Annotated in this window: 22 protein-coding genes; 11 read left to right on the top strand and 11 right to left on the bottom strand. The window is 71.1% G+C overall.

Translation table 11 applies throughout. The annotated features are described in order from the left end of the window. Positions 1-34: 34 nt before the first annotated feature. Positions 35-1585, bottom strand: coding sequence for an ABC transporter substrate-binding protein (locus tag EZM51_RS00735; RefSeq protein ID WP_136706168.1), 1551 nt, complete (start codon positions 1583-1585; stop codon positions 35-37). 191 nt (positions 1586-1776) lie between these two features. On the opposite strand from EZM51_RS00735, the gene EZM51_RS00730 reads away from it, so the two are divergent. Genes EZM51_RS00730 through EZM51_RS00725 form a run of 3 tightly spaced genes read left to right on the top strand, consistent with a single transcriptional unit; the run spans position 1777 to position 5689 of the window. Further along, entirely contained in the window at positions 1777-2679 is a 903-nt protein-coding gene (locus EZM51_RS00730; RefSeq protein WP_136706167.1) for a MurR/RpiR family transcriptional regulator, read from the top strand. Beyond that, entirely contained in the window at positions 2676-2843 is a 168-nt protein-coding gene (locus tag EZM51_RS20405; protein ID WP_169053729.1) for a hypothetical protein, read from the top strand. Before EZM51_RS00730 ends, EZM51_RS20405 begins: the two co-directional genes overlap by 4 nt. After that, positions 2840-5689 carry an FAD-binding and (Fe-S)-binding domain-containing protein gene (locus EZM51_RS00725; RefSeq protein ID WP_136706166.1) on the top strand — a complete coding sequence of 950 codons (2850 nt, stop codon included), beginning with the start codon at positions 2840-2842 and terminating at the stop codon, positions 5687-5689. Before EZM51_RS20405 ends, EZM51_RS00725 begins: the two co-directional genes overlap by 4 nt. A 130-nt stretch (positions 5690-5819) precedes the next feature. Here EZM51_RS00725 and EZM51_RS00720 read toward each other — a convergent pair whose 3' ends face one another. Further along, positions 5820-6290, bottom strand: coding sequence for a MarR family transcriptional regulator (locus EZM51_RS00720; RefSeq protein ID WP_136706165.1), 471 nt, complete (start codon positions 6288-6290; stop codon positions 5820-5822). 104 nt (positions 6291-6394) lie between these two features. Here EZM51_RS00720 and EZM51_RS00715 point away from each other — a divergent pair, with 104 nt between their 5' ends. The 3 genes from EZM51_RS00715 to EZM51_RS20955 are packed head-to-tail and all read left to right on the top strand — an operon-like array spanning position 6395 to position 7955. Beyond that, positions 6395-7330, top strand: a complete 936-nt coding sequence (locus EZM51_RS00715) for an alpha/beta hydrolase (protein ID WP_136706164.1) — start codon at positions 6395-6397, stop codon at positions 7328-7330. 40 nt (positions 7331-7370) lie between these two features. Continuing rightward, positions 7371-7676: a hypothetical protein gene (locus EZM51_RS20960; protein ID WP_248305388.1), complete on the top strand. Its 306-nt coding sequence runs from the start codon at positions 7371-7373 to the stop codon at positions 7674-7676. Between the two features lie 12 nt (positions 7677-7688). Further along, on the top strand, positions 7689-7955 hold the full coding sequence (locus tag EZM51_RS20955) for a dihydrofolate reductase family protein (protein ID WP_248305387.1): 267 nt from the start codon (positions 7689-7691) through the stop codon (positions 7953-7955). Between the two features lie 56 nt (positions 7956-8011). Here the strand turns inward: EZM51_RS20955 and EZM51_RS00705 are convergent, their stop codons facing one another. Beyond that, entirely contained in the window at positions 8012-8905 is an 894-nt protein-coding gene (locus EZM51_RS00705) for a TerC family protein (RefSeq protein ID WP_136706163.1), read from the bottom strand. Positions 8906-8949: 44 nt separating this feature from the next. Beyond that, positions 8950-9387 carry a hypothetical protein gene (locus tag EZM51_RS00700; protein ID WP_136706162.1) on the bottom strand — a complete coding sequence of 146 codons (438 nt, stop codon included), beginning with the start codon at positions 9385-9387 and terminating at the stop codon, positions 8950-8952. A 71-nt stretch (positions 9388-9458) separates the two neighbouring features. Here EZM51_RS00700 and EZM51_RS00695 point away from each other — a divergent pair, with 71 nt between their 5' ends. From EZM51_RS00695 to EZM51_RS00685, 3 genes are all read left to right on the top strand, one after another. Then, positions 9459-9836, top strand: coding sequence for a Rid family detoxifying hydrolase (locus EZM51_RS00695; RefSeq protein ID WP_136706161.1), 378 nt, complete (start codon positions 9459-9461; stop codon positions 9834-9836). A gap of 4 nt (positions 9837-9840) precedes the next feature. Next, a complete protein-coding gene (locus EZM51_RS00690) occupies positions 9841-10212 on the top strand; it encodes a hypothetical protein (RefSeq protein WP_248305386.1) in 372 nt (123 codons plus the stop codon). A 240-nt stretch (positions 10213-10452) separates the two neighbouring features. After that, entirely contained in the window at positions 10453-11868 is a 1416-nt protein-coding gene (locus EZM51_RS00685) for an HNH endonuclease signature motif containing protein (protein WP_136706160.1), read from the top strand. Between the two features lie 278 nt (positions 11869-12146). Here EZM51_RS00685 and EZM51_RS00680 read toward each other — a convergent pair whose 3' ends face one another. Continuing rightward, positions 12147-13268, bottom strand: a complete 1122-nt coding sequence (locus tag EZM51_RS00680) for a hypothetical protein (protein ID WP_136706159.1) — start codon at positions 13266-13268, stop codon at positions 12147-12149. A gap of 177 nt (positions 13269-13445) precedes the next feature. Between EZM51_RS00680 and EZM51_RS00675 the strand changes: the two genes are divergently transcribed. Together EZM51_RS00675 and EZM51_RS00670 are read left to right on the top strand one after the other, a co-directional pair. Then, complete coding sequence (locus tag EZM51_RS00675) at positions 13446-13844, top strand: hypothetical protein (protein WP_136706158.1); 399 nt, start codon at positions 13446-13448, stop codon at positions 13842-13844. A 58-nt stretch (positions 13845-13902) separates the two neighbouring features. Next, positions 13903-14478 (top strand): dienelactone hydrolase family protein, encoded by a 576-nt coding sequence (locus tag EZM51_RS00670; RefSeq protein WP_136706157.1) that lies wholly within the window; start codon positions 13903-13905, stop codon positions 14476-14478. A gap of 105 nt (positions 14479-14583) precedes the next feature. Here the strand turns inward: EZM51_RS00670 and EZM51_RS00665 are convergent, their stop codons facing one another. From EZM51_RS00665 to EZM51_RS00640, 6 genes are all read right to left on the bottom strand, one after another. Further along, positions 14584-15654, bottom strand: a complete 1071-nt coding sequence (locus EZM51_RS00665) for a winged helix DNA-binding domain-containing protein (protein WP_136706156.1) — start codon at positions 15652-15654, stop codon at positions 14584-14586. Next, a complete protein-coding gene (locus EZM51_RS00660) occupies positions 15651-16130 on the bottom strand; it encodes a dehydrogenase (RefSeq protein WP_136706155.1) in 480 nt (159 codons plus the stop codon). The genes EZM51_RS00665 and EZM51_RS00660 overlap by 4 nt, the downstream gene beginning before the upstream one ends. Positions 16131-16212: 82 nt before the next feature. Next, positions 16213-17064: an alpha/beta hydrolase gene (locus tag EZM51_RS00655; protein ID WP_211195771.1), complete on the bottom strand. Its 852-nt coding sequence runs from the start codon at positions 17062-17064 to the stop codon at positions 16213-16215. Positions 17065-17125: 61 nt separating this feature from the next. After that, entirely contained in the window at positions 17126-17629 is a 504-nt protein-coding gene (locus EZM51_RS00650) for an SRPBCC domain-containing protein (RefSeq protein ID WP_136706154.1), read from the bottom strand. Then, the gene (locus EZM51_RS00645; RefSeq protein ID WP_136706153.1) at positions 17619-17981 is read right to left on the bottom strand and encodes a metalloregulator ArsR/SmtB family transcription factor; all 363 of its coding nucleotides are present in this window, start codon (positions 17979-17981) and stop codon (positions 17619-17621) included. Before EZM51_RS00645 ends, EZM51_RS00650 begins: the two co-directional genes overlap by 11 nt. Next, positions 17978-18721: a DUF998 domain-containing protein gene (locus EZM51_RS00640; RefSeq protein ID WP_136706152.1), complete on the bottom strand. Its 744-nt coding sequence runs from the start codon at positions 18719-18721 to the stop codon at positions 17978-17980. The genes EZM51_RS00645 and EZM51_RS00640 overlap by 4 nt, the downstream gene beginning before the upstream one ends. Positions 18722-18768 lie beyond the last annotated feature (47 nt).

Here is an 18768-nt window from a genome sequence, read left to right as displayed (position 1 = left end):
CGGCGCATGTGTGGGGCGCCGCGCCGTTCGGGGGCTAGTTGACCGTCGTGGTGCGGAGGTACTGCAGCGAACCGTTCGCCATGGGCGTGAAGCCCTGCACGTTCGACGCCGTCGCGGTGTAGGTGTAGCTCGTGAAGAGCCAGATCCATGCCGCATTGTCTTCGAGGTGCTCCGAGATCTCGGTGTAGATCGCCTTGCGCTCATCGGGATCGGAGCTCTGCTTGCCCTCGGCGAACAGTTCGTCGAGCTCGGGCGAGCTGTAGCCGGCGACCTGGTTCAGGTTGCCCGTGCTGGTGAAGTAGCGGCCGTACATGCCGTCGGGGTCGGGCCGTCCGCCGTTCAGGGCGACGGCGGCGTCGAAGTCTGCCGCGATCCAGCGGTCGACGAACGCGCCCGATTCGAGCACCTCGAGCTCGAGGGTGATGTTCGCCTCGGCCAGCTGCGCCTTGAGGTTCTGCGCCTCGTTGACACTCGTGGCGTACTCGCCCTGCGAGACGATCGTCTTGATCGTCACGCCGGCCGACTTGCCGGCCTTGTCGAGGTACTCGGCGGCCTTGTCGAGGTCGCGCTCGGGGCAGGGCCGAGCGTCGGGGTCCGAACGATACGCCGGCGACGTGATCGGCCCGGTCACCTCACCCTCGCCGAGGGCGGCGGTGTCGAGCACCTCCTGGCGGTCGATCGCGCACTGCATCGCGAGACGCACATTCACGTCGGCGAGATCGCCGCGACGGGCGTTCAACTGCAGCACGTGGTAGCTGAGCTGCGGAGTCTCCTCGACGGCGACGGTGCCGCTCTCGGCGGTCTGCGCCACCAGCGGGTCGTCGAACACGGCGAGCTGCACGTTGCCGGACTGCATGGCCGAGACGATCGACGACTCGTCGGGGATCACGCGGAACTCGACGGTGTCGAGCTTCGCGGTGTCTCCCCAGTACGCGTCGTTCCTGGCGAGGGTGAGCGACTGGCTCGCCGTGCGGTCCTCGAGCACGAAGGGCCCGGTGCCGTTCGGGGTGGTGTTGAGGCCGGCCTCGGTGTCGTCGGAGGAGAGCATCGCCATGTTGATGACGGCGAGGTTCGCCGGCAGGGCGGCGTCGGGTGCGGTCAGCGTGACGACGACGGTGTTCTCGTCGGGGGCGTCGACCGCGGCGACCGACGCGAGCGAGGTGCGCGCGACGGCGGCCGTGGCCTCGTCGCCGATGGCGTCCAGCGAGAACTTCACGTCTTCGGACCCGAAGGTGCTGCCGTCGGCGAAGGTGACGCCCTCACGGAGCTTGAAGGTCACGGTGAGGCCGTCGTCCGAGACATCCCACGACTCCGCGAGGCCCGGCACGACGTTGAGGTCGGCGTCGAACTCGGTCAGGGTGCCGTACAGGTTCTGCAACACGTTGACGGCCTGGAACTGCGTGGCCTTCCACGGGAACAGGGTGTCGGGGTCGCTGGTGACGCCGACGACGAGCGTGCCGCCGGCGGCGCCCTCTTCGGTCGGCGCCGGATCGGCCGAGCTGCAGCCGGTGATGGTCAGGGCGACGGCTGCTACCAGGCCGACCGCCGCGAGGGCGCCGCGTGTGCCGCGGGTGCCACCGTTCATGGGGGAACTCCTCAGTGCTGTGTGCTGCCTCGTCCGGTGGGTACTTCGCTGTGGGCGCCGGGCCGAAGAGCAACGGTGATCTCATTGGGTCACAAAAGTACATCACATCGACTACCCATGTAACAAAATTTCTTCTACTGTGGTCTCCACAGGCCCGATACGGGAACCGACCGTCGTCCACGAGGAGAGCCATGCCCGCACGCGAGGTCCGCACCGAAGCCGCCGACGAACGCCCGGTGCTGGTGCGCATCCGAGCGATGCTGCCCGAACTGCGACCGAGCGAACAGCGCATCGCATCGCTGCTCATCGCCGAGCCGAGCGTGATCGCGAAGCTCTCCATCGCCGAACTCGCGGCACGCTGCGGCACGTCGACCACGTCGGTCGTGCGCTTCTGCAAGCGCATCGGCTACGAGCACCTCAAGGACCTGCGCATGGACATGCTTCGCGAGGTCGCCCGAGAGACGTTCGAGACGGCCGGCCTCCCCGAGGTCTCGGGCGACATCGACCGCGACGACCGCCTCGAGGACATCGTGGCGAAGGTCTCGACGGCTGAGACGCTCTCGATCGCCGATACCGCGAAGTCGCTCGACATCGACGCCCTCGAGGCGGCCGTCGACGCGGTCGGCGACGCTCACCGCGTCGACATCTTCGGTGTCGGGGCGAGCTCCTTCGTCGGCCTCGACCTGCAGCAGAAGCTCACCCGCATCGGCCGCACGGCCCTGAACTGGTCGGATCCGCACGCGGCGTGGACCTCGGCGGCGACGCTCGGCCGCGACGCGGTGGCCATCGCCGTCTCCCACAGCGGCAGCACGGTCGACACCGTCGAGTTCCTCGCCATCGCGCGCGCGGCCGGAGCGACCACGATCGCGATCACCAACCACGACGGCTCGCCGCTCGCCGAGCACGCCGACATCGTGCTGACCACTGCGGCACGTGAGACCGGGTTCCGCTCCGGTGCGCTCGGCAGCCGTATCGCGCAGCTCATGGTCGTCGACTGCATCTTCATCGGCGTCGCGCAGGCCAGCTACGACCAGTCGATGGAGGCCATCCGCAACACGTACGCCGCCGTCCACCACCTCCGCGTCCACCGGTGAGCGGGGCGCATCGGGCGCCGGCCGCCCCCGCCTCGCCGTTCATCGCCACCGCCGCGCCGGCGGCGCACGCGATGACCGACCTCCTCCGCCTCGCGATCGCCGTGCTGTCGGCCACCCGCATCCGAACGCCCCGAACGGTCACCACAGGAAGCCGCACCGCATGACTCCGTCCGCCACCGCCCAGCGCTCCACCGTCTCCCCCGGAGACACCCGACTCGCCACCGAGCTCGGCCGACTCCTCGGCACGAGCGGGCCGGATGTCTCGGTCGCCGAGTTCGACCGCATCGTCGCGGGCGTCGACGCCTCCCACGTGCTGCTGACCCCGGCCGTGGTCGTGACCCCGCGCAGTGTCGACGACGTCGCGGCGGTGATGCGGTTCGCGGCCGACGCCGGCCTCGGCGTCACCCTGCGGTCGGGTGGCACCAGCCTGTCGGGTCAGGCCTCGAGCGAGGGGATCCTGCTCGACACGCGCTCGGCGTTCCGCGGCATCCGATCCGAGGACGACGGCCTGCGCGTGCGGGTGCAGCCGGGTGCGACGGTGCGCCAGGTGAACGCGCGACTGCTCCGGTACGGCCGGAAGCTCGGCCCCGATCCGGCCAGCGAGATCGCCGCCACCATCGGCGGCGTCATCGCCAACAACTCGAGCGGCATGGCGTGCGGCACCCACCAGAACAGCTATCGCACCCTTGCGTCGATGACGTTCGTGCTGCCGAGCGGCACCGTCGTCGACACGTCGCATCGCGACGCGGACGCACGGCTCGCCGACGCGGAACCCGAGCTGCACGCCGGCATCGCCCGCCTGCGCGACCTGGTGCGCGGGCGCGCCGACCTGCGCGCCGAGATCGAGCGCCAGTACCGCGGCAAGAACACGATGGGGTACGGCCTCAACTCGTTCCTCGACTTCACCGAACCGGTCGAGATCCTCGCGCACCTGATGGTCGGCAGCGAGGGCACGCTGGGATTCGTCGCCGAAGCCGTCTTCGACACGGTGCCGATCGCGCCGAGCGTCGCCACCGCCCTCGTCGTGTTCCCCTCGCTCCAGGCGGCGACCGGCGTCCTGCCGGTGCTCGTCGGCACGGGCGCCGCCACCCTCGAGCTGATGGACGCCGCCTCGCTGCGAGTCATCCAGGCCGACCCCGCGGCATCCGGGATCGTCGACGACCTCGTCATCGACGGGCACGCCGCGCTGCTCGTCGAGTACCACGGCACCGACGACGCCGACCTCGCCGAGCAGCTCGACCGCGCCGGCGCGGCACTCACCGCGGCCGGCGCACCGGCACTCGATGTGACCCGCGATCCGAAGGAGCGCGCCCGACTCTGGCACGTCCGCAAGGGGCTCTACGCCGCGGTCGCCGGGGCACGCCGGTCGGGCACCACCGCGCTGCTCGAGGACATCGCGGTGCCGGTCGAGCGACTCGCGTCGACGTGCGCCGGGCTGCAGGAGCTGTTCGAGCGACACGGGTACGTCGACGCGGTCATCTTCGGGCACGCGAAGGACGGCAACATCCACTTCCTCCTGACCGAGGACTTCACCGTCGATGGTGCGATCGACCGGCAGGAGCGCTTCACCGAGGAACTCGTGCAGCTCGTGCTCGGCGCGGGCGGAACCCTCAAGGCGGAGCACGGCACCGGCCGGATCATGGCTCCCTTCGTCGAGCGACAGTTCGGCTCCGAGCTGTACGCCGTGATGCGCGAGGTCAAGGAACTCTGCGACCCCGGCGACGTGCTGAACCCCGGCGTACTGCTCACCGAGTCACCGACGGCGCACCTCGAACACCTGAAGCTCACGCCCGCAGTCGAGACCGAAGTCGACCGCTGCGTCGAGTGCGGATACTGCGAGCCGGTGTGCCCGAGCAAGGATGTCACGCTCACACCCCGTCAGCGCATCGCCGTGCGCAGCGCACGCGCCGCCGCCCGGGCCGTGGGCGACACCTCGCTCGACGCCCGCCTCGCCGCCGCCGAGGAGTACGCCTCCGTCGAGACGTGCGCCGCCGACGGCATGTGCCAGACCGCGTGCCCGGTGCTCATCAACACCGGCGACCTGGTGCGCCGACTGCGGGAGCAGGACGCGAACGGGCCGACACGCGCGATCGCGGCGGGCCTGGCCGACGGTTGGCGAACCGTGAGCCGGGGCGCCTCGCTCGCGCTGTCGGCGGCGAAGGCCGTCCCGCCGGTCGCCACGGCGGCGAGCACGATCGGGCGGGCGGTGCTCGGCGATGACATGGTGCCGCGGTGGACACGTGACCTGCCACGCGGCGGAGCGAGACGCGCGCACAGCTCCCCTGCGAGCGGCGACGTCGTCTTCTTCTCAGCCTGCGTCGGCTCGATGTTCGGCCCCGCTGACGGCGGCATCGGCGCGGCGGCCTCGTTCCGGCTGCTCTGCGAACGGGCCGGCGTCGCGCTCGTCACGCCGAAGGGGATCGACGGCCTGTGCTGCGGGACACCGTGGAAGTCGAAGGGCCTTGCGGCGGGCTATCGCACGGCGATCGAGAAGACCGTGCGAGCCCTGCTCGCCGCATCCGATGGCGGCCGGCTGCCGATCGTCTGCGACAACTCGTCGTGCACGGAGGGGCTCGTGCACGCGATCGAGAACACGGCCGAGCTCGACGGCGAACCCGTCTCGCTGCGCATCATCGACGCGGTCGACTTCGCCGCCGAGCACCTGCTGCCGGCGCTCGACATTCGCGAGCGCCTCGAATCGGTCGCGCTGCATCCGACGTGCTCGAGCACCCGGCTGGGTTCCAACGATCACCTCCGGCAACTCGCGCACGCCCTCGCCGCCGAAGCCGTGGTTCCCGATGCCTGGGGCTGCTGCGGGTTCGCCGGCGACCGGGGCATGCTGCACCCCGAGCTGACGGAATCGGCGACGGCCGCTGAGGCGGCGGAACTCTCGGAACGCGGCTTCGACGCGCATGCGTCCTGCAACCGCACGTGCGAGATCGGCATGACCCGCGCGACCGGGGCGCCGTACGTGCACATCCTCGAGCTCCTCGAGCGCGCCACTCGCTGAGCGGCGGGTCGCGGTCACGGCCAGAGGAAGGCCCCTGACTCCTCGATGACCCGTCGTTCCAACCCCGATGGAGCACGCTCGGCGACGGCCACGACGGCCACGACGGGCTCGACGCGCAGGGGCGTGCGACTCAGTCGAGCTCCTGCGCGACCCACCCGGGGGTCTCGATCCTGACGACGGAATCTCCGACCAGCGTCTGCAACGCCGCCTCCAGCGAGGCGAGCCCCGAGGCACCGATCTCGCGGGCGAACGATTCGCGCAGCTCGTCGAACAGGGCCTCGCCGGCCCGCATCACCTCGAACCCCAACGGCGTGACGTCGAGGCGCTTCCGGCGGGCGTCCGCGGGATCGGCCTCGCGGTCGACGTATCCGCGCTCGACCAGGACCGCGATCGTCTTGGCCGCCGCCTGCTTCGACACCGACATGCGTCGCCCGAGCTCGGAGGCGCTGTCCGCGCCATCGGCGATCGCGCGCATGGCGAAATCGTGCACGGGCCGCACGTCGGGGTAGCCCTGGGCCGCCAGCCCTGCGACCACCTCGTCGACCATGCGCCGATACGCGCCGAGGAGGAGCAACGCCAGCTCGGCACCCGATCGCGACATGAGCCAAGCCTACGTTCACGACCGCGTACCGAACGACAACCATGTTGTCTATGATGGACAACATGGTTGACCATCCAAGGAAAGGCGAAACCGAGAACATGGACATGAACACGGACACCACGACGTCGGCCCCGACCGTGACCGGCATCGCGCACCACACGGCCGGCGTCAACGGCACCGCCCTGCATTACGTGTCGGCCGGCACGGAAGGTTCGCCGGTGCTCCTGGTGCACGGCTTCCCCGAGACCTGGTGGGCGTTCCACAAGCTGATCCCCCTGCTCGCCGGGCGGCATCGGGTCTTCGCGGTCGACCTGCGCGGCTTCGGCGACTCCGCGAACGACGGCGACGACTTCAGCAGCGCGACCGCCGCGGAGGACCTGCACCGACTCATCGCGCACCTGGGCGTCGGCCCGGTCCACCTCGCGGCACAGGACATCAGCGGCAGCGCCGTCTTCCGCCTCGCGGCAACGCATCCGGAGGATGTCATCAGCCTCACCGCGACCGAGATGGGCCTGGCCGGATTCGGGCTCGAAGGATTCGCGGATGTCACGCACGGCGGTTCGTGGCACATCGGCGTGCTCGCCGCCCCGGGGATCGCGGACCTCCTGTTCACCGGACGGGAACGAGAGCTGCTCGGCACGTGGGCATTCCCGTCGATGACGGCGGTGCCGGGCGCCATCGGCGAGGAGGACCTCGACGAATTCGCTCGCACCTACGCGCGACCGGGCGGCTGGCGCGGCGCGGTCGGACTGTATCGGTCGATGCTCGCGGAGGGCGACGAGCTCAGGGAGCTCGCGACATCCCACCCGCTGCGCATGCCGGTGCTCGCGGTCGGCGGATTCGGCGGCCCGTTCACCGAGGCGACCATGCGGCAGGTCACCGAGGGCGAGGTCACGTCGGTCCTGCTCGAGGGCGTGGGGCACTACGTCGCGATGGAGGCGCCCGACGCGCTCGCCCGGGCGATCACCGAGTTCCTGGAGCGCGTCGACCGAGATGCGGGCCCTGTCGGATCGCAGCCTGGTCGTTCGTGGCAGTGGTGAGAGGCCTCCGCGGGGGCGCCCCGGGAAGGGAACCACGGCCATGAAGCTCATCACCAACACCCAGATCACCGTCGACGGCGTGATGCAGGCGAACGGCGGCAACAATCCGGAGTTCGATCCGGGCTTCGAGCGCGGCGGGTGGGCGCTGCCGCTGGGCGATGAGGAGTCCGACGCGTACATCGGCGACTGCTACCTGCGCGCCGACGCGTTCCTGTTCGGCCGGCGCACCTTCGAGCTCTTCGCCGGGTACTGGGGTGTGCGCGACGACTTCGACAGCCCGTTCGTGAGCTCGCTGAACACGCGACCGAAGTACGTCGCCTCGAACACCATCACCGACCCCGAGTGAGCCGACACGACCGTGCTCTCGGGAGACCTCGAAGCGCGCATTCGTGAGCTCAAGGCGAAGCCGGGCGGAGAGCTGCAGGTGCACGGGAGCGGGCAGCTGATCCGCTGGCTGCTCGAACGCGAGCTCGTCGACGAGCTGACCCTGATCGTCTGCGCGGGCACACGACTGTTCCCCGACGAGGGGAAGGACTTCGCCCTCGAGCTGCTGGAATCGCGGCGGTTCCCGACGGGCATCCTGGCGCAGACCTACCGTCCGAACGGCCGCCCGCGGTACGCGTAGCCGGCATCCGTGAACCGCATCCGGGCGGTGCGAGGTGTGCAGCGCTCCCCCGGCGCTCACCCGAGCCCGGCGCGCTCCTCTGCGGCATCCGTCTCGCCCGAGACCGGGCGGCTCGACAGGCCGACCGACCCTGCGCCCGCACTCTTCGAGGTCGCGGCCGCCACCGCGACCGACTCGTCGACGTCGGGGTACTGCGGGCGAAGCTGCACGGCCTGCCGGCGTCGATGCTCGCGCTTGGCCTTGCGTGCGGCGGCGACGAGGTTCAACGCCTCGACGAGGATGGCGAACGCCATCGGCGCGTAGATGAGCGCCTTGTCGATCTTGACGCCGAAGCCCTCGGCGATGAGGAACACGCCGATGAGCAGGAGGAACGACAGCGCGAGCATCTTCACCGTGGGGTGCCGGTTCACGAACGTGAAGATGAACCGCGCCGCGAACAACATGATCCCGAACGAGAGCACGACCACGGTGATGATGACGAGGAGGTTCTCGGTCATGCCGACCGCCGTGATCACCGAGTCGAGCGAGAACACCATGTCGAGCACCAGGATCTGCGCGATGACCGAGCCGAACGTGATCTTCTTGGGCGCCGAGCCGTGCTCCTCCTCGGCTCCCTCGAGCTTGTGATGGATCTCGGTGACCGCCTTGTAGACCAGGAACAGGCCACCGGCGATCAGGATGAAGTCCTTCACCGAGAAGCCCATGCCCCAGAGTTCGACGATGTCGTCCTTCAGGGTGATGATCCACCCGGCGAAGAACACGAGCACGACCCGCATCACCATGGCCAGGGTGAGCCCGAGGTTCCGTGCCCGGGCCTGCTGCTCCTTCGGGAGCTTCGACGCGAGGATCGAGATGAAGATGACGTTGTCGACGCCGAGCACGATCTCGAGCACGAACAGCGTCAGGAAGACGGCGATGAGGTCGGGGGTGAAGGCGAAGGAGAAGTCCACCCGCCCATGCTAGGTCGGATGGCCGAGCGGATGCCGCGTGCGGTTCATTCCGTCTCGGATGCCGCGTGGGCGTGGCACAGCCGCCGACGCACCCAGCCCGCGGCATCCGTCTGCGCGAGCTCACCCGAACGGACCAGCCGCACGAACTCGATCGCCTCGTCGCTGAGCCGGCCGTCCGGGCTGTCGGGCGAATCCCGCAGCACGTGCACGACGAGCCAGCGCGTGATGGTGCCACCGAGGCGGGCGGCCACTGCGACGGTACCGGCGAAGTGCCGCGCCTGCCCTTCGGTGTCGTCGTCGAGCGTCGGGTGGAATCCTCGACCGCGAAGCCGATTGCGACCACCGGATGCCGCGTCCGTCAGCCAGAGCGGTCCTCGACGCACCCCGGCCGCACGCCCCAACTCCTTGAGGAACCGTCGACTCGAGTACCCGCGCTCGGCGAGGCGGTCGATCGATTCGGCGAGGGCGGTGCAGGCGTCCATCACGTCAGGGTATGTCGGCCACCGGCAGTCGTGGCTACGCGAACGGACGCATCCGCTTCTAGGCTTCGCTCATGACCCGTTCGACCATCACCGACCCGCACGCCCCCGAGCCCGTGGGCCCGTACTCCCATGCCGCGGTGAGCGGCACCGGAGCCCTGTACCTGTCGGGCCAGACGCCGATCGACCCCGCGAGCGGCTCCCTGGTCGAGGGCGATGTCGAGGAGCAGACGCGCCGCGTCTTCGCGAACCTGCAATCGGTGCTCGCCGCGGCGGGCCGAACCTTCGACGACGTGGTCAAGGTGAACGTGTACCTCGTCGACATGGACGACTTCGCCGCCATGAACCGCGTGTACGCGACGGTGTTCGCCGCCCCGTATCCGGCTCGGACGACGGTGGCGGTCGCCGGGCTGCCGCTCGGCGCCCGAGTCGAGATCGAGCTCGTCGCGTAACGCCATGAACGCCGACTCACCGGCATCCCGCCGCTCACCGGCATCCCGCGACGCACCGGCATCCCGCGACGCACCGGCATCCCGCGACGCACCGGCATCCCGCCGTATCGAACTGAACCTGCACAAGCCGTGGTTCTCGCTCGTTGCGGGGATCAGGCCGACCGTCGTGGTCGGCGGACGAGGCCAGCCGGCGCAGTGGGGAGTCGGCACGTGGAAGGTTCCGGCCGACGAGACGGTCATCGTGAAGGTGTTCCTGTTCAACCGGGTCTGGCGCTTCGGCAGGGCCGAGTTCGCCCTGAGCCCGGAGCATCCGCCCGCGCTCGTGTACCGCGCACCGGTGCTCCCGTTCCTGCCCGGTCGGCTTCGTCTGCGGTAGGGCTCACGAGCGCGTGCGAGCCGGCGGTCGGTGTCGGCGGACGGCGGCGTGCCGCCGTCCGCGGCGCCGGACCGGTCGGCCCGGCGCCAGCATCGGCCTGCCTGAGGCGACGGATGCCTCGACCGGTCGACTTGTCCTCCACAGGGGCCCGTCGGGGCGAGTTCTCCACAGGTAGAATTGCTGATCACCGGTGCTTTTCGCGCTCGATCGAATGTCGGTGGGTGGGTGCAGGATCGAAGCATGGAACAGCCCCCGCACCAGCAGCAGGTGCCGTTGGCGTTGGTCGCGCTCGAGCGTGACGTCGCGGCGCTGCGTGAGGTGTGGGCGGGCTCGATGCCCGCGTTCGGTGCCATCGGCGGCGCTGCGCAGGTCGAGATCGAGCAGATGAGCGACGCCGGGCTCGTGCAGGTCACCGACGCGCTCGCGAAGACGCGCCGCGACATCGAGGTGCTGCTCGCCACGGTCGCCGCCGAGGTCACGAAACGATCCGGGCCCGAGTTCGGCGATGTCGGGCTCGCGAAAGCGCACGGCTTCCACAACCCGGCCCGGCTGATCGCCGCGTCCACCGGGGCGTCCCGCGCCGACGCACAGCGACTGATCGCCGTCGGCACCGCCACCGCGCAGCGGCAGACGTTCACCGGTGAGCGGCTGCCGTCGCGGCACCCGCACGTCGCCGCAGCCCTGGAATCTGGTCGCATCGGTGTCGAGGCGGCATCCGCGATCACCCAGATGCTCGACCGCGCATCAGCGAGGGCCGTCTCGTCCAAGGCCGACATCGTGGAAGCGGCGCTCGTCGACCTCGCCGCACGGGTTCCGCTCGACCTGCTCAACCGCGGGGTCCGCGAGGCCGAAGCGCGGCTCGATCCCGACGGCGTCGAACCGCGCGAAGAACACCTCCGCATGGAGCGGTCCCTCACGATCCGTGAAGACGGGCACGGCATGCTGCACCTGCACGCCCGCCTCGACCCCGAAACCGCCGCCCCCATCAAGACCGCGATCGAAGCCCTCGTCACCGACACCCTCCGCCACCGCGAACCCGGCGAACCCGGCCCGGCACCGGTCGTGGACGACCGACGGTCGATCCCGCAGATCCAGGCCGACGCCCTCGCCGCCATCTGCCGCCACTCCCTGGGGTGCGAGCAGACCCTCACCCCGCTCGCGAAGACCACGGTCGTGGTGCGCCTCGACCACGACACCCTCATTACCGGGCTCGGGCACGCACGCATCGACGGCATCGACCAACCCATCTCCGCCCGCACCGCCAGGCGCATGTCCGCCGACGCCGAACTCATCCCCGCCGTCCTCGGCGGCGACAGCCTCCCCCTCGACCTCGGCAGAACCGCCCGCCTCTTCACCAAAGCCCAGAGACTCGCGCTCGCCGAACGCGACGGCGGCTGCGCGTCCTGCGGTCAGAACATCACCTACGTCGACGCACACCACATCAACTGGTGGGAACGCGACACCGGCCCCACCGACCTCACCAACGGAGTCCTCCTCTGCACTCCCTGCCACCACATGATCCACCGCGACGGATGGCAAATCCACGCGAACCCATCCGAGATCTGGTTCACCCCGCCACCACACATCGACCCCGAGCAGGTTCCACGACTCGGCGGCCGCGCACGATTCGAGGTGCGTGAGGGCAGGGCGGCATGACACGGCACGCCGGGGCACCGCCCAGGGCTCGCCCCGAGCGCACCCGAGGCTCGCCGTGCTGTCGCCCGAGGCTCGCCGTGGCGCGCCCGGGCTCGCCATGGCACCACCCGGGCTCGCCATGGCACCACCCGGGCTTGCCATGGCACCACCCGGGCTCGCCATGGCACCGCCCGACGCTCGCCATGGCACCGCCCGATGCTCGCCATGGCGCCCCGCGAGGCTCGCGATGCCACCGCCCGAGGCTCGTCGCGGCGCCCCACGGGCGAGGCGCCGGCGGATCAGTACGTCTGCGCGACGATCGCCTGCGCGACCTCCGGGGCGCGGTCGCCCTGGATCTCGTACAGCGTGCCGCCGAGGCTCAGGTACACGGTCGACGCGCGTCCGTCGCCACTGCCACTGCCGCTGCCGATGACCAGTGCCTCCGCGTCCCGGGGCGCATCGGCGAGCTCGAGCGGGCTCAGCGCGACATCCGCATCGGGTTCGCTGTAGCGATCGAAGAGCGGTGAGAGGCCGCGCGCCGCCGTGATCGTGAGCCACCAGAGCTGCGTCCCGTCATCGGCCTCGAGTTCGCACGTGAACGCGCGCGCCGCAGCACCGACCGCCCCGGCGAACGACATCGGCGGCTCGGTGGTCGGGTCCGACGCGGTGTACTCGACGACCGCGCCGGCCGGCAGCTGCAACGCAGCCACGATGCCCTGCTCGTCGAGTCCGCCGTTGCAGATCGCATCCGCCTGTCGGAGCTCGAGGGCCGGCCAGTCGAGCTGGTCGGGCGTCGCCTGCTGCAGCGTCGTGAACGCGGCCTCCGCCACGTCGGCCAGGCGGTCGACGATCACGTCGGCGCCCAGCCCGGCGAACCGGCCGCCGGTCGAGGTCAGCGCGGCAGCGCTGATGCTCGCGACCACCCAGCTGTCGCCGACCGGCGCCGAGATCGACCACCCGGGGTCGCCGCCCGCGACGGATGCCTCGACGCCCGCGATCTCCCGGGTCACGTCCGATGGCGCATCACCGAGCTGGATGGGGACCCACTGGTCGGCAGCCCCGGGCAGCACGTCGATGCGCAGGTAGGCCCAGTCGCTCGGCGCGTTGTACTCCGGCATGCCGCCGCCGACCCGCCACGAACAGGGCAGGCCGCCCGCACCCTCGAGCAGCACGGCGTCGAAGACGTCGAGCCGATTCGCTGCGGCGACCGGTTCGACCGGCACGCCGTCGGCACCCTCGAGCGCCGCGGCCACGAGGTCGACGGTCACGAGGTCGTCGCAGGTGAGTGGGCCGGATGCCGCGGGCGTCGGTTCCGGCGACGCGGTCGGTGTGGGCGTCGCCACGGGGGCGGGCACGGAGCATCCGGTCAGGGCCGACAGGAGGGCGAACGCCGTGACGGCGACGGCGATGTTCTGGCGCACGCCACGAACCTATCCGGCCATCGCCGGTTGGAGGACCGAGGATCGCGCACGATCGCGACATCCGCGTCGGCTCGCGCCCTCGATCGCCCGATCGCCCCGTCGACCTCGGTCGGGCCGCGCCAAGATCCGTGCGGCACACGGATGCCGCGCCGACCCGGCACGCGTAGCTTCACGCCCATGACACCCGAATCCGGCAGGCCCGCCCTCGAGGGGCCCACCACAGCATCAGCGTGGTTCGATCGCATCCCGCCGTGGGCGCGTATCGCGGTGCCCGTCGCCGTCGTCGCGGGCGGCACGGCCGTGGTCGCGAGCCTCATGGCGGCGGGATCGTCGCCACCGGCGACCCCCGAGGCCCTGTGCGGTTCGGCCGTGACGGTGCACCTCGAATCACGCGGGCATTCCGACATCGATGTGGCCCGATCGTTGCAGCTCACCACGGCGGGCGACGCCCAGCGCGTGTCGGGCACCGTGACCTTCTTGGATGACGCCGGCGCCGACCATCATGCCGCGCTCCGGTGCATGGTCCGGTCCGACGGCGAGGTGCTTCGCGTCACGAGCGTGCGCGTCTCGGAGTGAGCGGGTCGGTGCACCGTCGGTGGTCGGGTGCACAATGGGGTGCACGCCGGGAGGAACGATGGCCGAGGTACTGCTCTTCCACCACGCACTGGGGCCCACCGATGGGTTCGACGCCTTCGCGAATGAGTTGCGTCAGGCGGGCCACACCGTGCACGCGCCCGACCTCTTCGAGGGCCGCACCTTCGACACCATCGAAGCGGGTGTCGCCTACGCCGGCGACGTCGGCTGGGGTGAGATCATGGCACGCGGCGAGCGCGCGGCCGAGTCGCTGCCGAACGAACTCGTCTACGCCGGGTTCTCGCTCGGCGTCATGCCCGCGCAATGGCTCGCCCAGAACCGTACCGGCGCACAGGGCGCGCTGTTCTTCTCCTCCTGCGTCCCCGTCGCGGAGTTCGGCGAGTGGCCGGCCGGCGTGCCGGCGCAGGTCCACGGGATGGACGCCGATCCGATCTTCATGGAGGAGGGCGACGTCGACGCCGCCCGCGACCTCGTCGAGTCGGCCGACGACGCCGAGCTCTTCCTCTACCCCGGCGACCAGCACTACTTCGCCGACTCCAGCCTGCCGAGCTACGACGCCGACGCGACGAAGCTCCTCACGCAGCGCGTGCTCGACTTCCTCGCGAAGCTGGGTTGACGTGTCTGCCCTCGACCGCGGTCACACGCCCGCGCATCGAGGCGGCACCGACTCGGCCCCCTGGCCGCCGAGATCCCGCACCCGGCAGATTCGTGCGGAGACCCGTCAGCTCTCGACGACCTCGACCCGGGGCTCCACGCCGAGGTAGTCGGCGTAGCGGCCGGCGGCATCGTGAATGGAGTCCAGCTCGCGCCGACGCAGGTCGCGCAGCGGGTGCAGCGCGAACGTGACCGCCTTCGCGGTGACCGTACGCCGCATGCCGGCGACGAGCTGGGCGTCGACCAGGGCGATGCCGATGGCGGTCTCGCGGCCACGCGGCGCGAGCCCATCGGCGTCGATCACCATGCGTGAATCCTGGTAGCCGCGGTACATCTCGTCGAGCAGCTGCAGCAGGTGACCGGCCGGGTCGACGGAATCGGGGGCGCCGCCGCCGGGTGCGTGCCAGAACGTGCGTCCGTCGTGCTCGAACGAGGCGAGCCGGTCGGCGGCGCCCGCGATCCCGCGGCGCACGTCGGTCAGGGTGAGCGTGGCCCAGTAGGCGAGATCCCGCTCGGTGGCGGGACCGTGCGACGTGAAGTACCGCACGGCGAGCTCGGCGAGGGCCTCATCGCGGTCGAGCCGCCGCGGGTCGGGCACCCGATCGGCGAACAGCGCGTACGTGTGCTCGCCGTCGCGCGGCACGCCGCTGCACACCTGCGCGCGCAGTTCGAGGCCCGCGAGCAGCAGCATGAGCTGCTGGCCCGTGACGTCCATCCCGCGCTCGGCCAGCGCGTCGGCGAGGTCGCCCCGCGTGCGGTCGGGGCTCTCCGCGAGGATCGACATCACGGCATCGGTCAGTTGCGACATCCGTTCGGCCATCGGCCGCAACTGCTGGTCGACGACCGGCAGCACCCTCGGCGCGGTGAGTTCGAGCAGCCACCCCGCGTCATCCGCGTGCACGTAGTGCCAGGTCGGCCGCAGCACGTGGGTGCGCAGCACGCGGCCGCTCGCGATCGCCTCGGCGAGGTCGTCGTGGCGGGGCGCGGCGGTGCGCGTGGCCACCGCCCATGCCGATTGCGACGGATTCTCCGCCTGCACGGCGAGCAGCGAGGACACCACCTGCTCCGCACCCGCGACCGGGGCGGCGAGCAGTTGCGAGTGCAGTCGCCAGCGTGCGATGTCGCGATCGGAGGTCATGCCCGAGCATCCTCCAGGTGCGGCGCGCCATGGCTCAGCACCTTGACCACGAGGTTGTGCCGGCGAAGCGTGCGGATGGTGCGCGCGACCTCGTCGGACGTTCGCCCGAGCGCACGCTCGTTCACGACCACGAGCACGTCGCCCGCCCGGAGCGTCTCGAACAGGCGGGCGAGGCGCTGCTCCCACGACTCGGGCACCTCGGGCGTGGGATACCGGAAGTCGAGGATCTGCACGCCGAACCGCGTCAGGTCGTTGCGCTGCTCGAGGATCGGCGGCATGTCGTCGCGCGGCACCACGAGGCCGACGAGCCGCGACCCCTCGGGCCGCGCCTTCCACCAGTCGTGGTTTCGCTGCAGCTCCTCGAAGCACTCGGGACAGCCGATGGCGTGATGTCCGGGCTCGTGCGCGGCGGCAGGCACATCCGGGTTCGTCGGCGTCGTGGCATCCGTCGTCGAACCGATCGGGTGATCACCCATGTCGAAACCCCTTCGCGTCGACGTCCATTCTCGCGCAGGACGAAGCGGCGGTCACCGCCGACGTGGGCATCGATCGTTCGGCTCAGGCGTGACCCGCGAGGAACCGGCTCAGCACCGGCACGAGCATCGCCGGCTTCATCATGGGCGTCGCGTGATGCGCGCCGGGAACGACCTGGTGCTCCGCGCCGACGTGCGCCGCGAGCGCCGCGCCCCCGCTCTGCATGAACGGCTCGCCCCTGCCGCCCACGAGCACGAGCGCCGGCACGTCGAGCGCCGCCCACCGACTGGTGGTGAGCGGCGTGCCGTCCTGCAGGCCGGCGCACAGCCGCACGTCGTAGACCGTGGTCGGCGCCATCGCGACCATCGACCGCCAGATCGGCACCATGAGCCTCATCGCGGCCACCATGGATCGCGATACGCCGATCGCCGCCGTGTTGAACTCGGCGACGGCCTGCGCGTCGCGCCCCTCGCCCACCAGGCGGGAGAGGCGGTCGGCGAGGTCGCGGGGCACCGGCGGGCGACGGTCGTCGACGATCACCGGCGCCTCGTACGCGACGACGCGCGAGATCTTCGAGGGCAGCGCGGCCGCCGCGTCGAGCGCGAGCACCGCGCCGGAGGAGGCGCCGAACAGCGCGGCCGTTCCACCGTGCGCGTCGATGAGCGCCTCGATGTCCTCCACCTCGCGGGCGATCGCCCAGTCGCCCGCGTCGGTGCTGGCGCCGCGTCCACGGCGGTCGTAGTTCACGACCGTGAACGACGCCGCGAGGAACGCGGCGAGCCGGCGGTTGTCGGACCGGTCCGACAGGGCCTGCGCGACGAGCACGACCAGCGGGCCGGCTCCCGATCGCTCGTACGCGATCGTGGTGCCGTCGGCCGAGACGACCGTTCCCTCGGCGCGGCCGGTCGCGGCATCCGTCTTCGTCTTCATCGTCATCACTCCGTTCCTGGACGGGACAGGGTTCGTGCGTCGCGCGGCGTCGCCGACCGAGGCGGGATCATGCGTCCGCCGCCTCGGCGAGCGCGGCCTCGAGTCGCTCGAGGGCGTCGGTGAACCCCTCGACCATGCCGATCGCCTCGGCCGCCTCGAGCTGCTCGGCTGCGGCGAACGCGACGACGATCGTGACCGACGTCCGGCCGCCCTCGGCGCCGATCTCCACGGTCGTCGGCATCTCACTGCCCTCGACGGGCACGCCCGAGGGATCGGCGACGGCGTCGTCGAACTCCAGCCGGCGCGGCGCGTCGACGACGCGGTACACGGCCCTCCCCCAGTGCTCATCGTCGAGCTCGTGCTCGCCGTCGGGGCGCAGCCGGTAGCGCCAGAGCCCGCCCGGGCGCACGTCGAGCTCGAAGATGTCGACGAACCAGCCGTGCGGCCCCCACCAGCGCCGCAGGTGGGCCGCCTCGGTCCAGCAGCGCCACACGAGGTCGGCGGATGCCCCGTAGTCGCGTTCGACGATGAGCCGGCGTCCCTCGACGTCCTTGGTGACCCTACTCGTCATCGGGCTCGCCCTCCTGCGTCTCGAGCTCCAAGAGGTAGGCGTCGAGCCGGTCGACCCGGGTCTCCCAGACCTGGCCGAACGTGTCGAGCCACGCCTCCAGCGACCGGAACGGCGCCGGCAGCAGGTGGTAGACGCGCGACTGGGCCCGCCGGTCGGCGCGCACCAGGCCGGCCTCGGCGAGGATCCTGAGATGCCTCGAAGTCTGCGGCTGGAGGAGCGACAGTGTCTCGGCGATCTCGCCGACGGGTCGGCCCCCCTCGCGCAGCAGCTCGACGATGCGCAACCGGTTCGGTTCCGCGAGCGCGGTGAGCACCTCGAGGTCGAGCGCCGGGGCGTTCGTCGCGGCGCTCATCGGGGCCGTCCGGTGGTCGCGGCGGCCGGGCGAGCGGATGCCGCAGCCGCTTCGTCATCGGCCGCGTCGGCGTGACGCCGCAGCCGAAGCGCGGCGGCACCGAGCGCGGCGATCCACACGGCGTCGACGGCCAGGAGGAACCGTCCCTGCCAGCCGACCGGGACGTCGGGTCCGAGCTGCCCGGCCTCCGACATGAGCACGCCCAGGCTCACGGTGAGCAGGAGGGCGGCAACGACGGTCAGCACCGCGCCGAGGATGAGCAGCCGGCGGAGCCGGCGCCACTGCGGGCTGCGCCGCGGCAGCGAGATCGCCAGGATGACAGCGGCCAGTGGCAGCCCGTCGAAGAGCACGGGGCCGATCGAGTGGAGGGTGCCGCTGAGGGTGGCCTCGGAGGGCGGTGCGATCGCCGGGTCGGCCGGGAACACGGCGGCGACGAGGCATCCGATCGCGGCGAGCAGGAGGGCGATCAGGGCGATGCGACCGGGCCAGGTCGTGACCTGCGACGCGAGGGCGATGACGAGCCCGGCGCACCCGGCGCCGAGCGCCAGGAATGCGATGGTCATCACCCAGCCCGACGGCCCGAGCGCGAGCTCGCTCGGCGGTTGCCACGAGGGGTCGACGCCGGGCTGCACCAGATGTGCGACGACGAAGAGCACCAGGAATCCGACGCCGCCGAGCACGGCCACCCCAGCGGGCACGCGGCGGATGCGAGCTGGTGTTGGAGCGCTGTGTGTGGTCATGACGTTAGAATACACCGTCGTATATATACACGCAAGTAGATATTTGC

This window comes from Agromyces sp. H66 (assembly GCF_004959775.1).
In the GTDB taxonomy this organism is placed as follows: Bacteria; Actinomycetota; Actinomycetes; order Actinomycetales; family Microbacteriaceae; genus Agromyces.
This window is presented reverse-complemented; position numbering and strand designations above follow the sequence as displayed.

What these genes read in the sequence shown, in the direction of transcription:
- EZM51_RS00735 (WP_136706168.1), bottom strand. Translation starts at nt 1,585, where the DNA reads ATGAACGGTGGCACCCGCGGCACACGCGGCGCCCTCGCGGCGGTCGGC.
- EZM51_RS00730 (WP_136706167.1), top strand. Translation starts at nt 1,777, where the DNA reads ATGCCCGCACGCGAGGTCCGCACCGAAGCCGCCGACGAACGCCCGGTG.
- EZM51_RS00725 (WP_136706166.1), top strand. Translation starts at nt 2,840, where the DNA reads ATGACTCCGTCCGCCACCGCCCAGCGCTCCACCGTCTCCCCCGGAGAC.
- EZM51_RS00720 (WP_136706165.1), bottom strand. Translation starts at nt 6,290, where the DNA reads ATGTCGCGATCGGGTGCCGAGCTGGCGTTGCTCCTCCTCGGCGCGTAT.
- EZM51_RS00715 (WP_136706164.1), top strand. Translation starts at nt 6,395, where the DNA reads ATGAACACGGACACCACGACGTCGGCCCCGACCGTGACCGGCATCGCG.
- EZM51_RS20960 (WP_248305388.1), top strand. Translation starts at nt 7,371, where the DNA reads ATGAAGCTCATCACCAACACCCAGATCACCGTCGACGGCGTGATGCAG.
- EZM51_RS00700 (WP_136706162.1), bottom strand. Translation starts at nt 9,387, where the DNA reads ATGGACGCCTGCACCGCCCTCGCCGAATCGATCGACCGCCTCGCCGAG.
- EZM51_RS00695 (WP_136706161.1), top strand. Translation starts at nt 9,459, where the DNA reads ATGACCCGTTCGACCATCACCGACCCGCACGCCCCCGAGCCCGTGGGC.
- EZM51_RS00690 (WP_248305386.1), top strand. Translation starts at nt 9,841, where the DNA reads ATGAACGCCGACTCACCGGCATCCCGCCGCTCACCGGCATCCCGCGAC.
- EZM51_RS00685 (WP_136706160.1), top strand. Translation starts at nt 10,453, where the DNA reads ATGGAACAGCCCCCGCACCAGCAGCAGGTGCCGTTGGCGTTGGTCGCG.
- EZM51_RS00675 (WP_136706158.1), top strand. Translation starts at nt 13,446, where the DNA reads ATGACACCCGAATCCGGCAGGCCCGCCCTCGAGGGGCCCACCACAGCA.
- EZM51_RS00670 (WP_136706157.1), top strand. Translation starts at nt 13,903, where the DNA reads ATGGCCGAGGTACTGCTCTTCCACCACGCACTGGGGCCCACCGATGGG.
- EZM51_RS00665 (WP_136706156.1), bottom strand. Translation starts at nt 15,654, where the DNA reads ATGACCTCCGATCGCGACATCGCACGCTGGCGACTGCACTCGCAACTG.
- EZM51_RS00660 (WP_136706155.1), bottom strand. Translation starts at nt 16,130, where the DNA reads ATGGGTGATCACCCGATCGGTTCGACGACGGATGCCACGACGCCGACG.
- EZM51_RS00655 (WP_211195771.1), bottom strand. Translation starts at nt 17,064, where the DNA reads ATGACGATGAAGACGAAGACGGATGCCGCGACCGGCCGCGCCGAGGGA.
- EZM51_RS00650 (WP_136706154.1), bottom strand. Translation starts at nt 17,629, where the DNA reads ATGACGAGTAGGGTCACCAAGGACGTCGAGGGACGCCGGCTCATCGTC.
- EZM51_RS00645 (WP_136706153.1), bottom strand. Translation starts at nt 17,981, where the DNA reads ATGAGCGCCGCGACGAACGCCCCGGCGCTCGACCTCGAGGTGCTCACC.
- EZM51_RS00640 (WP_136706152.1), bottom strand. Translation starts at nt 18,721, where the DNA reads ATGACCACACACAGCGCTCCAACACCAGCTCGCATCCGCCGCGTGCCC.